Genomic DNA, 12,685 nt, shown 5'->3' with positions numbered 1-12,685 from the left:
CCTTGATGTAAATGTACATCATGATTTTTTAAAGAGCCGTATTATGAGAATGTTAATTCTAGTATTAATACAAAAATTCATTTTTCAGTACTGCTAAGGAAAAACCTGCTAATACGATATAATATCTCTTTGATAGCTAAGGTTCTTGCAAGTAGCCGAATCTCAAGCAAAGCTAAATACTTTGAATACTATGACAACATCAACGACAAAGAACTTGGTCTAACTTTCCCGTATAGCCTTTTCTTTGGCAATTCGCTTGAGTTGCTCCGTTTTATTTTCCGGTGGAACATATAAATCCGTCCGTTGCATCATGGTCAGTGATCCTTTTGGACAATTAGAAGCGCAAACTCCGCAACCAATACAGATTTCCTTATTAACATCCGGTATTTTCGACCCCTTTCCGTCATCGGTTATTTTGATGGCATCAATAGGGCACTTTTTCGCACAGATACCACACTTAACGCAGCTATCCAGGTCTAAAGCCGGGATAAAATTACTATGGTGCGCGGATGATATACCAAATTTCTTGATAGTACCTAAAACTTCGCAACAGCAACTGCAACAGTGGCAAATGAAGGCCGGTTGGTTTAATACGTTATCACAGAGGTGTACCAATCCCAACTTTTGTGTTCGGTCAAGCACCTCCAGCATTTCATCCACTGTGGCCTCCCTCGCCCAACCCTTTTTTACAGCCATTTGTGCATGAATGCCTAACGTGGTACACACATCCATTGGTGCATTTATCTCACATTCTTTTCCCAAGTGACTGGCCTTATGCCGACAGGTACAAAGGGAGATTGCCCCGTAACCTGCCTGGCGGATAATTTCAGAAGCTTTCTCGTATGTCATGACTTCTGTTTGCACGGCAAAGGGCATCACATTTTCGTAAACCAGTGTTCGAAATTGTTTAGTATCGCTCCCGTAAAGCTCACTTCTAATCTTGGGGTTACTTAAATATTTGTCAAATTGTTCGGCCAATTTTTTCAATTCCACGTAATCCGGTTTATTCAACCGCTTAAAGGTAAACTCAAAAAAGCCGATCATCATTGGAGAGAGCATATAAATAGTACCATCCGGCGTGGGAATGTTCAGTACTAAGCCTTTGTGGATCATGCTCTGAATCGTTCTTTCCAACTCATCTTTTGCAATTCCAGTACTACTGACCATCTGTTCCAATTTCATAGGTGCCATAGGAAATTTGCCGCCAACCATGGCCTCACTCTCGGTATAGAGATGGTGAAGTATTTCCATCAGATCCTCGTTAATTGATGTGCCAAGCGGGTGCATCTTCAATCTCTCGGCAAGTAACATATACACTGCTTCCTTAGCACTTGCGCCATGTCCCATTATAAATTACCCCTTTTAATTTTTTTTTTATTTAATGATTCTGCTGCATAAACCCTGAATTGCAGGTAAAAAGCAATATTACACGTTCGCACATGCTGCATTTGCTACTCACTTACCGATAAAGCTACAAGCCAAACCCTTTCTGTAATGCTGCATGTGAACCATTGGCTTGCTTAACGCTTTATCGTCTGTGTTCGCTTTACGCAAATTTCGCTAAATATGCTCTCTTTGTAATATTGCTTTTTGACTTCTGCAGGGAAATCATTTAATAAATTAACTGATTACTGCGTAACATTATTTTGGCTCTTAAAAATACAGACTGTTCCAGCACCGGTGAAGCATTTATTACAAGAGATGCACTTTGCTGGAACGGCATCATCTTCCAACCAGTGGTTGACTAAATCGCTTTCACGAATAAATGGTCTGCAAAGAGCAATATACTCAATAGCAGTACTATTTAAAACTTCTGTTAGGCCTTTTACATGCCGATTACCGCCTACTAATATGACCGGTATCTTGGTTTCTTGCGCGATTTCATCGGCATATTTTTTAAAGTAGGATTCTTGTTCAGTTGAAACTCGGCGGGAGAAGCCCTCGTTCGGACGCGATGCAGGGTTGCCACCACTGATTTCAATCCCGTCTATTCCTAACTCTGCCAATCTGTGGCATACATACTTGCAATCCGAAAAAGTCATTCCCTGCTCAAAAAAATCCTCGCTGTTGATTTTTATAAACACTGGATAATCCGGACCAACCCTGTCTCTTATTGCTTCATAAATTTCCAGCACCATTCTTGACCGATTTTCTTGATTACCACCATATTCGTCTGTCCGGCGGTTATAATAAGGTGTCAAAAATCTATTTAATAAATAGCCATGTGCCACGTGCATCTGGATACCATCAAACCCGGATTTCTTAGCTCTATCCGCCGCATCAGCGAACGCTCTTTGTACAAATGCAATATCTTCCTTTGTCATTTCCTGCGGCGTAATTTTATAAGCAAGGTCTTCCACAGCACTTGGCCCCCACACTACCTTACCACTATTTGCGGCAACCGAGGCTTGTGAACCGTTGCTTACAAGTTGCATAATGATTTTGGCATCATATCGGTGAACCATCTCGGTCAGCTTTTGATACCCATTGATAAATGTATCATCATAGATCCCTTCCTGTCCTGGATAAACACTCTCTAAATCACTTACAAAAGTAAGCCCCGTGATAATTGTGCCTACTCCCCCTTTTGCTAAATCTTCATAGATTTCATACACCTTTTCTGTCATATGACCATTTTCATCAGCAAATCCGTCATAGGTTGCTGAGCGGATAAATCTGTTTTTCAGCCTCATACCTGCCAGTTCCGTTTTGTCAAACAAAGATTTCATTGAATTTTACTCCTTTTAACATATTTTTATATATGAAGTTCACACAAAACATCCCCTGCAAAACCCTTGATACAATGTACATCATAATTTTCCATAGAGATTATTATGAGAACGTTCATTCTAGTTTTAACAAAAAAAAAATTTATTTATTCAGCAGTGCTAAAGAAAAATCTGCAATACGATGTAATTTATCTTTACTCGCTGTGGTTCTTGCAAGTAGCCGAATCCCCAGCAAAGTATTGTGCAAACTTTCCGCCAAAACTTCTGCATCATAATCACACGAAAATTCACCTGTTTGCTGTCCTTTGCGAATAAGATTCTCAAGAAGATGCTCTGTTCGAATAAATGCTTTTTCCGTTTTTTCGTTTACCTCCATATCTCGGAGAGCCAGCTCAGCTGCAGAGTTCACAAATAGGCACCCCCAGTGGCTATCTCCAGCTCCTTCGATCATGAGATCAAAGATAAACTGTATGGATTGTTTTGCTGTTTCTGCATGTGAAGTTTCAGACTTTAGTTTGGCATTCATAAATTCTGCAAAGTAATCTAGCGCTTTCAAAAATAATGTATGCTTATCACCAAAGGTATCATATAAACTTCTACGATGGATTCCCATATGCTCTACCAGGTCACTCATAGATGTCTTTTCGTAGCCTTGCTCCCAAAATAATTCCATGGCTTTCTGGAGAACTACACTTTCCTCAAATTCCTTGCTGCGTCCCATTACTTTCCCTCCTGTTATTGTAATAGTAGCATTTTGAGAACGATCGGTCAAGAATTGTTTTTATGGAATATCAACTCATCCCCGACCGGCAGTACATTTATTAAAGCACCTCCCTTCCCTAAACACCCACTTTAAATACAACGTCACCTCTGCCATCGATTGGATCATTACCTTTTCCACAAACCTCCGAAATATCAAATCTTCAAACTTGTCAATCCCACTCTCCTGCGCAACAAATAATTCCGTAATTCCTACAGGGTCTCCCGCATCGCCCGAACAAAAGCCTTTTCTTTAACGGCTTTTTGGTCATATGCCGAATCGCCGTTCATCTGATGGCTGATGCAAATCCAAAAGTGCTTCTTATTTTTACCGGAGCCCCAGGCTGATCTTCTATGAGTCCGATAACCGATCTTATGACAATAGCACCAGCGTCTATCATACGTGCGCTGGTGCTATTTATTAACAACGTCCTCTTGCTATTTAGCCATTTTGCGGCGAACCTGCTAGTCACCTAATTTCAGTTTACCTTTATAATAAGTCTCTTTGACATTATTAGCTTTTTGTTTAGCCCAATTCTCTAAGCCCATCCTCTTAATCAGACATAAATTGAACACTTTGGTATTATGCGGCTTCTGGACTGCTTGATCAGCATAGGGATGCAAGTAATCACAGGGAAAATCGACGCAATCGCAGCAAAGGCTGATTTCTTTTTCTTGGATACATTGATATACGTAACAAGGCTTGTCTCGACCAATTGCGGCAATTACTCCTGCTTCGTTACGGCAGCTGGCAAACAGCTTTCTCTATTGGAACATTAAGCCTGGCGGCAACCATCTCCCTTAGTTTTTCATTGCTATTTGCCAGATACACGGGGTAATTAAAACAGTCCAATGACGTCAAGATCAATCCCATGGCATTTTCCAACATTGCATACGGGCTGCTCCGACCGCATCCAATGTAGAGCGATTCGGCCTGTATCCATACGAATCATTATAAAATATTGACCCCACTAGTGGTTTAAAGTTTATTCGCACAACCATCTGAGCGACCCTGCCACTTATGATTGGAATTCCGAGTAGTCTTTTCTTGCCATCCTTTTTCGGAATTTCGACTCCCCTGACTGTAGTGGGGAAATATAAACTGCGAAAAACTACGCTATATTGTACGGCTATAAAGAAGATGAGGTATGTCTTTGTTTTTATAATGTCTAATAAACTGCTTCTTTAAAGACATGCCAAGTCTTTCAGCTACTTTTCTTGAAGCCGTATTCTCCGGTCGAATTTGCGCCGTAATTTCATTTTGATGCAAAATATGAAAAGCATAATCAACACAAGCAGAAGCAGCTTCAAAGGCATACCCGTTTCCCCAATATGATTTCTGATAAATATAGCCAACTCCAACATAGTTTTCATTATCTGCTCGTTCTGAAATTAACCCGGTGACTCCAATTAACTTATCAGATGCTTTTTCTATTATTGCCCAGTAACTATATCCGTCCCTATTATATCTCATAATATTTTCGTCAATCCATTGCACTACTTCCTCATCAGAAAAGGCATGTTCCCAAGCATACATGACATCAATGTCCTGCAAAATTGAGCAGACAGAACTATAATCATCTGTTTGTATTTTCCGAATGTACAATCGTGGTGTTCGCAAAATAACCATGCCAAAATTTCTCCTGCCAAATATATTTAATCCTTTTGCACTAATTATGAACATTGATAAATTCCTATTTATATACCTACCATTCCATGCTTAGCAAAATCTTACGAATGCGTTACAGTTTAAGACTCATAAACACATATTATCTTATAATTTGGTTTTGGCGAGGCTTATATTTATTATTCTTTACACGTAGAGATATATTTTGCTTCTTTTCTTTTTCTCCCTTCATTCCATTCACTATCCAAATCAAATTGATGGTCAGAAGCTATTTCAAAAAGTATAAATAACATATCATAAATTTGATGTTTCAATTTATCTGGATTATCCATTACTTCTTTTAAAATATTAAATTCTTCTTCGAGCATATTTATTTTTAGGGTATCACTCATATCATTCTTTGCAGCAATTAATTTCAAGAATTCTCCAGCTTCATCTCTAAAATTGTTTAAACTCATGAACCTAAACCTCCAAGGTAGCTTATTTATCTAAAGGTTAAATACCCAGAAATGCTCTGTATCTTATGATTTAATGCTTTACACAAAATATATTTCCTTAGCATCTTTAGGTAACGAGTAGACAGCTTTTAAGAACTTTAAACTGTTATTTGCCTCGATCTCGTTATACCTTGCATTGATAAGAGGGGATACCTCTTTGGCAACACCATCAAATAACTCACACATGAGAAAAACAGCTTTCCAAATGTCCTTTACGACTCCAGAAGAATAGGTTTTCAAAAATGCGTTCCACGTCTCAGCATCTAACCATCTATACATGTATTTGCCTGTATTTTCCAACGGCAACGGTAAAATTTGTTTCATAGCCGATTTTCTACTGTAATAACCTTGTCAATTGTGGTCGGATAACGTAATTTAGCATATCCATTACGTATGGTATTTCTTCTCTCCATAAGCCCTTTGCGACATTATTAAGAGACCACCAAAACTCATTGCATGTATGTGAAAATTGTAACTCTGTCGGCTTCTTTACCCAATACTCCCTATCTGTTGCTTTAATATTTGGTAAGCAATTGTCTTTGTCAAACAGTATTTTATACAGTCCGTCTCTCTTTAGGTCTTTAAGTACAGGAGTTAATGTACATACGTGTAAGTCCAGACGATTACCGTCTGTAAATTGTATCAACCATCCGTAGCAGTTCTCAACATCATTTTCATAAAAGGAATTCTCTTCAGGATATTGCATATACAATCGTTCTCCAAATTGGTCAATCCACCTCTTATCCATCCGAAACAACATCATATGAATCTTCTGACGGATTGATATTTATACCAACTTCAATATGCCTAATTTGAGCTATGCTATTCTTTAAACCTTCCAAAATAATTTTTAATATTCTGGCATTTTCTGTTCTACTTTTCCCTTCAGCAAATTCCTTCAGTTTCCACATTACAATATGTTTAATCAAATCTCTCACCTTCTTGAAGTTGTATTTATCAAAATAGCTGAAAGTATCTCATTGTGTGGCTTGCTTAAGCATTCTTTGGACACTCATCTCGTAAGATCCTTGACATGAACCATCAGGAAATTTCCTTTTGGAGAATTCCTTTGTAATAACGAAACCGCAACTCTTATAGCAGTTTATAGCCCTTGTGTTTTGCTCACGAACATGTAAGATTACCTTGTCCAACTCAAAAGGACCAAAAGCACGTCTCAAGATTTCCTTCAAGACTGCTCTTCCAACTCCCCTTCCTCGACATTCAATCTCCCCTATATAAATTCCGAGTTTACCTACCTTACGTATGCAGTCCAAATCTTCAAGCCATACGCAACCTACTAGCTGGCTGCCCAAATCGATCATTTACAGGCGAGTAGTATTCCATAATTCCTCAGACCCTTCCCTCAGGCACTTAGGGCGGGAATGTGACAAGTAGTAATAAATATCACCTACAACTTCCCAGCTCTCTATTAACTTTAAATGCTCATTTTGATAATCTTGCAGCTGGACATTCATAAATTCTATCCCACTAATATTGGCTTCAGTTATTTCAGATAATGTCCCATGGTATCCCCATAGGCACCGCTTAATCCATCAGATATTCTGAATCAAAAGGATACTTCGCAAATGCAGTCTTGTGTTGTTTGAATCCGTTTTTCTTATAAAAATCTTCGGTTCCAAAAGTAGAAGTTAAATGAACCCGCAAATGTTCATTATTCTGTAGTAGTTGATCCAGTATACCTCTACCAATCCCCATCCTCTGATATTCTGGTAGTACACCAAGGTCGAAGATCATTCCATAACAGATTCCATCAGACAATAATCGCCCCGCTCCTACCAAGGAGTCACCATCCCATGCTGTAGCTAATTTATAACTCTGGACGAACGCTTCCTTGATTTTCTCATACTCCCTACTTTTTGCAAGACCAGCAACTAGCCCTATTCTATCGTAGAGTTGGAACAGCTTAGACCAATTGATACAGTCGATTCCCGTTTTGTATGTTAACACTTAGCATCACCCTCGCATCACCTGAATCACAAGTATCCAAGCTTATGACATTCCCTTTTATTTCTATATTTTCAGCTATGTGTAGTCTAACGTCTCGAAGGTTTGTGACTGGGGTTACTACTTTCATATTCTCTCCAATGTTTCAAACCTTCGATTATACGCAATCGGCAGATTTCATCTAAGCTAAAATCCAATGTTATCATTAACTAAGAACACCTTTAACCTTTCTTTGTCAACTTGCCCTTCGATGATAACTAGGTTGTTGCATACTCTATCCTTAGATCTGCAGTCAACACATTTGTTGAGTTCAACGCAGGGTGGGTTGAGCCCTACTCTTTTCGCATTTAGAATTGCAGCTTTGTTTTTCGCTCTGTCTATTGCAGCAGATAGCGAATCTTCAATTTTGTTTACTCCCACAACTACTATGACTTTTTCAGGACCATAAATCATAGCAGCCACTCTATTACCCGTATGATCAATATTTACGATATGTCCTTCCCTTGACAAGGCATTAGTTCCGGATATGTACCAATCGGAAAGAATAGCTTTCTTACTCAATTCTCCTGATTCCAACTTATTTGAAGCAACTGTTTTGTCGAATACAACATTGCCCCTAGCCTTTAGTTTTTCTGAAATTGCAATTTTCTTTAGGGTTTGGGAATTGCCTATTCCCACTGTAGCGCTTATAGGTACTGTTTTAAGGATTTCCCTTTCGAGCTCAGGCAGACTTTCGAAGTAGCGAGCTTCGATATTTCGTCGAGCTAGGCTTTGAACTACAACCTCAATATCCCTATTCACCTATGTTCCACCTCCAATCTGATGCCGAATGCTATTAAGACCCCTATCCTTCGAAGGAGGAACTTCTGGTTTAGCAATAATACCCCCAGTTTAGCAAAATGTCATTAAACAAACAGATTTTGACTACTTCGCTATCGTGCATCCTATTTCCTGTTTTCAACAAAGCATCCATAAAAAAGCATAGATTTAGCCCAAGTCAAATTTAAGAGAAACTTAAATCTTTTGGCTGTGAACATACACTTAATATTATTAGTTCCTAATCATTTTGCCTTTTACGACAAAAATAGAGCATAACTAATTATCCCACCCGTTGATTTCATCAATGGATGCTCTAATTGAAGTTATCATCTCTTCAATCTCTTGCCTTAATTCTGTTGAGAATTGGATTTTGCCTTTGTCCTCATTGAGTTCAATGTACCCTTTGATCACCGTGACTTGATCACATAAATGCTCGCATAATTTCTGACAAAAGGTTATTTTGTACTCGTCCAACCTTACCCCTCCTCAGTCGTTTATTAAGCAAATTTCTTTGGATGTAACCCTTCTATTATTAGGTGATTTATTTCGTGAGTCATAATTAAGGAATATAAGTCAGACCCCGGTGAGCAGTACACCGGGGTCTGTATTTTAAAGCAAATCAATCGCACCAATGTGTAACGCTTCTTTAGCGACTTTAACAATGGTTTTTTGCACATGATAACCATGTATGCAGGTTCAGACTATATCATATTTTATATCAAATGTCACTCTCCAGTTTGTTTAAAGAATTCAACGCTGGAATCAAAGTGACCTATTTTTTGCAAATTGCTAATGACTTCTCCGTTTTGCTTGTAAAAAATCACAAGGCTATGTCGGGGTGTCCAATAGCTCAAATCCCCTATTTCGTAGCCACTTTGTTGCACTTCGTTGGCGGGAAGCGGATTGGAAAAGCGGTAACACATTTCTCTGGAATAGAGATTCATCATCGGAACAGTCAACGGAAACTTGGAAACAAGGCTGCGTGTAGTTGCATTATCGACTAATGTGGCTGTCAGCACATGTTTACCGGCTGTAACCTTTATCTTCACTTCTGTTACTCCCTTACTTTTCTAAGGCTGGTATCATTCGAATTGGATCGCACAATATGACTCTCCAACACTACGGACTCCAGTCTTGTAGTTCATGTCTTTTCTTTTCCTGAACAAACGACTTTGTAAAGCCGGGGAAGACCCTCAATCGTTCGTTCCATTGACTCTTGAGGCCTTCCCCGGCATTCACAATCATATAAAATCCACAACACAGTTTGGTCAATCAAAAATTTTCTTCCGCGCATTCATCAGGTCGAATTAGACTAGTGTTACCATCAGCGATTACATTGACCTTCAGTGCCTTGACGTGCTGTGACGAGTGTGATGATACTGGCTACTGCTACCAGAAGGCCATATCCAAGAGCTATCTCAAATAAATTAATGGTTTTTGGTAATCTTCCCACAATCAGATTTGGAATTGCAGCACCACTGTAGGATATGAGATAAACTGTGGAAAGCACGCCAGCCCTGTCTTCTTGACTTGTTTTATTGAGTATTCCACGGAGGCTTCCGGTAAATGCCGCTCCCCATGCTGCCCCGGCGAATATACCCGCTACTAGGAACGGGACGACGGCACCGGCCCGCAGGGAAGCAATGATTACTAACAGAGACAGGAAAAATACTGACATACCCATACGCTGGGCTATTGTCGTTTTCATGCGGCCAGCCAGCGAACCACCGATTACATTGGGAGCCATCATACCGGCAAATACCGCTGCGGCTATCATTGTATTTGTTGTGCCTAGCTGTTCCGCTGCCATGGGAGCACTGAAAGCTTGATAAAATCCGCCAATCGCCCAGGTTCCTACAAACGTGGCGCTCGCAGCAGGGAGAAGAGAGCGGATATTTTGGGGTAGCCGGATTTGGGGAACGATTGAGGCTACAGCCCCCCTTTTACGTGTAACCGTTTCCGGGCTTAACGTAATTAACACTACGCAGCCTGCAAGTGCAACGATGAGTATTCCAAAAATCAGCGACAGTGAGCCGGAGCCGTACTGTTTTAGAGCACCGGAACCAAAGGCACCGACTGCGAGCCCAATCATAGGCGCTGCGCTGGTAACAGCCGCGCCTATCCAGCCTGGAGATTCAGGTGCATTATCTATGATATATGTGGTAACTGTACTGGATGCCAGGCCACAAGAAAAACCCTGTATCAACCTCCCAATCAAAAACATCGGCGCATTATGAATGTAAAAAAACATTAGACATCCAATCATGGCCAGCCCTAATGTCACAAGTACCACCGGACGGCGACCCAGATAGTTTGACAGCCTAGCAAACATCAGCAGTGTAATCACAGTCCCGACGAAGTAGGCAACTGACGTCATGGCAAGATCGCCGTTTGTAAGACCTATGGTCTGACGATAAGAGTTATATAGAGGAATTGGGGCAGAAGAGGCTGCATACACAACTGCTAAAGAGCAAGCAGCCCCTATAAAGCCGATCTTTTTTCGATTTTGTTTCTTCTCCCAAGTTAAGTTAGAATCCTTGTTTAAATTCACCTGCATGTTCTCCTAACATTTTGCTTCATTTATCTATAGGATGCTTTGTAGATTGCTACGCAATCTTCAAGGCTCAGTTCGATTCTGTCACATAAGAATAAACGACCCATTGTATCCTTTGCGTTTTGAGCCATTGTTTTAAATTCTTCCGGTCTGATACCATAGTCGGACATCTTGAGAACTGAAACGCCGCAATCCTCCTGTAATTTTGTCAGCATCGTAATAAAGTCCATCGGCTCCTTTGCATTGTCCATGCCCATCGCTTTGGCCATGCGGACAAATCGGTCATCACAGACATGGCTGCTGATCAGTTTAGTAAAATACGCCTTGCTGATCATGATCAGACCCGCACCATGAGGAAGGTCCTGATGATAGGCCGACATTGCATGTTCCAAGGAATGCTGACTTGTAACACGTCCCACACACATTACCGTACCGGAAAGTGTGTTGCCGAAAGCAATCTTTTCGCGCGCTTCAATGTCATTTCCGTTTTTTACTGCTTTCGCAAGATTCCTGCTTATATTTTCGATCGCTGTGATAGCATACATATCACTCATTAGGTTGACACCGTTCGAAACGTATCCCTCTACACTATGAAACAACGCATCGAATCCCTGATAAGCCGTGAACTTTGGCGGAACGGTAAGCTTTAATACCGGATCAACAATTGCCAAAATAGGGAACAGATCTTCACGACCAAATCCAGTTTTCTCATGGGTTTCTTCATTATTAATTACTGCTGCTGAATCTGTTTCGGAGCCTGTCCCAGCTGTTGTCGTAATGGCAACCACAGGGAGAGGCTTTTTTGCAACTAATTTACCTTTTCCAGTACCTGAACTGATATAATCCCAGTAATCGCCGTTATTGGTTGCCATAACCGCAATTGCCTTTGATGCGTCTATACAACTTCCACCACCCAAGGCAACAATAAAATCGCACTGGTTTTCTTTCGCAAATGCACCGCCTGCCATAACCGTTGATTTCAATGGATTGCCTTCAACCTTATCAAAGACCACGGATTCGACTCCTGCTAATTTCAACTGTTCTTCTGTCCTTGAAAGATAACCATTTGTTCTCGTGGATTTACCATTAGATATAACCACCATGGCTTTACTATCCTTGGTTTCAACCTACTTAACACTCCTCATTTGATCAAACGTGTATACGAAGTCCTTCTGTTCCGCCGACTTGTGGCAGGAAAAGCAGCGATTGAGATCTTCTTTTTCATTGACGGACTTATCGGCATTAAACGCCTGGAATTCCCATTCTCCGTTACGCTTCTCGGGCGGGTACTCGACACCCCAACCTGTATGCTTTTCCATCACAACGTATCTGAAAAGTTTTCCATCTCTGTAATCCATCAGAGTAATCACAGTGCCGCTCGGGATGGGCTGACCGCTTTTCACCGCGTTGACCGCTTCTCGGCTCGTGAAAATTTCCTCCCTAATGTTACTTCGATTTACAGTTGTGTAAAGCACACCATCAGCGTAGTTCTCGGGGAATTTGACAAGCTCGTCGACAGTCGTTGAGGGTGGAGTTTGAGCAACATTCTCCTTTGTTCCTTCCTGCTTGCTTATACTAGGCGACGTCGATGCCTGCTCGGCCTGCTGGTTACTGTTAGCTGTAACATTGTAGTTCCTGCTACAAGCGGTTAGTGAGAGGGCTATTACCAATGTGAGGGCTAGAAAGACCAAAAGTAATAATTTTTTCATAAATATTTTCCTCCTTTCGTTTCTTC

17 protein-coding genes and 1 pseudogene are annotated in these 12,685 nt (G+C 40.6%); all 18 read right to left on the bottom strand.

The genetic code is table 11. The features are described 5' to 3' along the window. Positions 1 to 219 precede the first annotated feature (219 nt). Entirely contained in the window at positions 220 to 1,347 is a 1,128-nt protein-coding gene (locus DESOR_RS15280; RefSeq protein WP_014185482.1) for a 4Fe-4S binding protein, read from the bottom strand. Between the two features lie 281 nt (positions 1,348 to 1,628). Beyond that, positions 1,629 to 2,729 (bottom strand): NADH:flavin oxidoreductase, encoded by a 1,101-nt coding sequence (locus DESOR_RS15275; protein WP_014185481.1) that lies wholly within the window; start codon positions 2,727 to 2,729, stop codon positions 1,629 to 1,631. Between the two features lie 142 nt (positions 2,730 to 2,871). Further along, positions 2,872 to 3,450 (bottom strand): TetR/AcrR family transcriptional regulator, encoded by a 579-nt coding sequence (locus DESOR_RS15270; protein WP_014185480.1) that lies wholly within the window; start codon positions 3,448 to 3,450, stop codon positions 2,872 to 2,874. Positions 3,451 to 3,953: 503 nt separating this feature from the next. Then, on the bottom strand, positions 3,954 to 4,205 hold the full coding sequence (locus tag DESOR_RS30350; RefSeq protein ID WP_242832541.1) for a DUF3795 domain-containing protein: 252 nt from the start codon (positions 4,203 to 4,205) through the stop codon (positions 3,954 to 3,956). Between the two features lie 22 nt (positions 4,206 to 4,227). Continuing rightward, positions 4,228 to 4,377 (bottom strand): hypothetical protein, encoded by a 150-nt coding sequence (locus tag DESOR_RS30345; RefSeq protein ID WP_242832332.1) that lies wholly within the window; start codon positions 4,375 to 4,377, stop codon positions 4,228 to 4,230. 228 nt (positions 4,378 to 4,605) lie between these two features. Continuing rightward, positions 4,606 to 5,118: a GNAT family N-acetyltransferase gene (locus tag DESOR_RS15260; RefSeq protein WP_014185479.1), complete on the bottom strand. Its 513-nt coding sequence runs from the start codon at positions 5,116 to 5,118 to the stop codon at positions 4,606 to 4,608. A gap of 176 nt (positions 5,119 to 5,294) precedes the next feature. Then, positions 5,295 to 5,573 (bottom strand): hypothetical protein, encoded by a 279-nt coding sequence (locus DESOR_RS15255; RefSeq protein WP_014185478.1) that lies wholly within the window; start codon positions 5,571 to 5,573, stop codon positions 5,295 to 5,297. Between the two features lie 78 nt (positions 5,574 to 5,651). Further along, the gene (locus DESOR_RS30650) at positions 5,652 to 5,936 is read right to left on the bottom strand and encodes an aminoglycoside 6-adenylyltransferase (protein ID WP_282434370.1); all 285 of its coding nucleotides are present in this window, start codon (positions 5,934 to 5,936) and stop codon (positions 5,652 to 5,654) included. A 10-nt stretch (positions 5,937 to 5,946) separates the two neighbouring features. Beyond that, entirely contained in the window at positions 5,947 to 6,318 is a 372-nt protein-coding gene (locus DESOR_RS31050; protein WP_427854243.1) for an aminoglycoside 6-adenylyltransferase, read from the bottom strand. 46 nt (positions 6,319 to 6,364) lie between these two features. After that, a pseudogene (locus DESOR_RS31045) lies at positions 6,365 to 6,541 on the bottom strand (Dabb family protein); the annotation flags it as partial. A 48-nt stretch (positions 6,542 to 6,589) separates the two neighbouring features. Then, a complete protein-coding gene (locus DESOR_RS31040; protein WP_052304316.1) occupies positions 6,590 to 6,934 on the bottom strand; it encodes a GNAT family N-acetyltransferase in 345 nt (114 codons plus the stop codon). A gap of 223 nt (positions 6,935 to 7,157) precedes the next feature. Beyond that, positions 7,158 to 7,580: a GNAT family N-acetyltransferase gene (locus DESOR_RS15235; RefSeq protein ID WP_014185476.1), complete on the bottom strand. Its 423-nt coding sequence runs from the start codon at positions 7,578 to 7,580 to the stop codon at positions 7,158 to 7,160. A gap of 183 nt (positions 7,581 to 7,763) precedes the next feature. Next, entirely contained in the window at positions 7,764 to 8,378 is a 615-nt protein-coding gene (locus DESOR_RS15230) for a lactate utilization protein (RefSeq protein ID WP_014185474.1), read from the bottom strand. Positions 8,379 to 8,672: 294 nt separating this feature from the next. Continuing rightward, positions 8,673 to 8,870: a hypothetical protein gene (locus tag DESOR_RS15225; RefSeq protein ID WP_014185473.1), complete on the bottom strand. Its 198-nt coding sequence runs from the start codon at positions 8,868 to 8,870 to the stop codon at positions 8,673 to 8,675. A gap of 251 nt (positions 8,871 to 9,121) precedes the next feature. Then, the gene (locus DESOR_RS15220) at positions 9,122 to 9,445 is read right to left on the bottom strand and encodes a cyclophilin-like fold protein (RefSeq protein WP_014185472.1); all 324 of its coding nucleotides are present in this window, start codon (positions 9,443 to 9,445) and stop codon (positions 9,122 to 9,124) included. 275 nt (positions 9,446 to 9,720) lie between these two features. Beyond that, the gene (locus DESOR_RS15215) at positions 9,721 to 10,953 is read right to left on the bottom strand and encodes an MFS transporter (protein ID WP_042331287.1); all 1,233 of its coding nucleotides are present in this window, start codon (positions 10,951 to 10,953) and stop codon (positions 9,721 to 9,723) included. A 23-nt stretch (positions 10,954 to 10,976) separates the two neighbouring features. Continuing rightward, positions 10,977 to 12,053: an iron-containing alcohol dehydrogenase gene (locus DESOR_RS15210; protein WP_014185470.1), complete on the bottom strand. Its 1,077-nt coding sequence runs from the start codon at positions 12,051 to 12,053 to the stop codon at positions 10,977 to 10,979. 24 nt (positions 12,054 to 12,077) lie between these two features. Further along, positions 12,078 to 12,659, bottom strand: coding sequence for a cytochrome P460 family protein (locus DESOR_RS28150; protein ID WP_014185469.1), 582 nt, complete (start codon positions 12,657 to 12,659; stop codon positions 12,078 to 12,080). Positions 12,660 to 12,685 lie beyond the last annotated feature (26 nt).

The organism is Desulfosporosinus orientis DSM 765 (assembly GCF_000235605.1).
GTDB classification, from domain to species: Bacteria; Bacillota; Desulfitobacteriia; order Desulfitobacteriales; family Desulfitobacteriaceae; genus Desulfosporosinus; species Desulfosporosinus orientis.
The sequence above is the reverse complement of the archived record's forward strand: the minus strand, read 5'-3'. Positions and strand labels throughout refer to the sequence as shown.

What these genes read in the sequence shown, in the direction of transcription:
- DESOR_RS15280 (WP_014185482.1), bottom strand. Translation starts at nt 1,347, where the DNA reads ATGGGACATGGCGCAAGTGCTAAGGAAGCAGTGTATATGTTACTTGCC.
- DESOR_RS15275 (WP_014185481.1), bottom strand. Translation starts at nt 2,729, where the DNA reads ATGAAATCTTTGTTTGACAAAACGGAACTGGCAGGTATGAGGCTGAAA.
- DESOR_RS15270 (WP_014185480.1), bottom strand. Translation starts at nt 3,450, where the DNA reads ATGGGACGCAGCAAGGAATTTGAGGAAAGTGTAGTTCTCCAGAAAGCC.
- DESOR_RS30345 (WP_242832332.1), bottom strand. Translation starts at nt 4,377, where the DNA reads ATGTTGGAAAATGCCATGGGATTGATCTTGACGTCATTGGACTGTTTT.
- DESOR_RS15260 (WP_014185479.1), bottom strand. Translation starts at nt 5,118, where the DNA reads ATGGTTATTTTGCGAACACCACGATTGTACATTCGGAAAATACAAACA.
- DESOR_RS15255 (WP_014185478.1), bottom strand. Translation starts at nt 5,573, where the DNA reads ATGAGTTTAAACAATTTTAGAGATGAAGCTGGAGAATTCTTGAAATTA.
- DESOR_RS30650 (WP_282434370.1), bottom strand. Translation starts at nt 5,936, where the DNA reads ATGAAACAAATTTTACCGTTGCCGTTGGAAAATACAGGCAAATACATG.
- DESOR_RS31050 (WP_427854243.1), bottom strand. Translation starts at nt 6,318, where the DNA reads ATGCAATATCCTGAAGAGAATTCCTTTTATGAAAATGATGTTGAGAAC.
- DESOR_RS31040 (WP_052304316.1), bottom strand. Translation starts at nt 6,934, where the DNA reads ATGATCGATTTGGGCAGCCAGCTAGTAGGTTGCGTATGGCTTGAAGAT.
- DESOR_RS15215 (WP_042331287.1), bottom strand. Translation starts at nt 10,953, where the DNA reads ATGCAGGTGAATTTAAACAAGGATTCTAACTTAACTTGGGAGAAGAAA.
- DESOR_RS15210 (WP_014185470.1), bottom strand. Translation starts at nt 12,053, where the DNA reads ATGGTGGTTATATCTAATGGTAAATCCACGAGAACAAATGGTTATCTT.
- DESOR_RS28150 (WP_014185469.1), bottom strand. Translation starts at nt 12,659, where the DNA reads ATGAAAAAATTATTACTTTTGGTCTTTCTAGCCCTCACATTGGTAATA.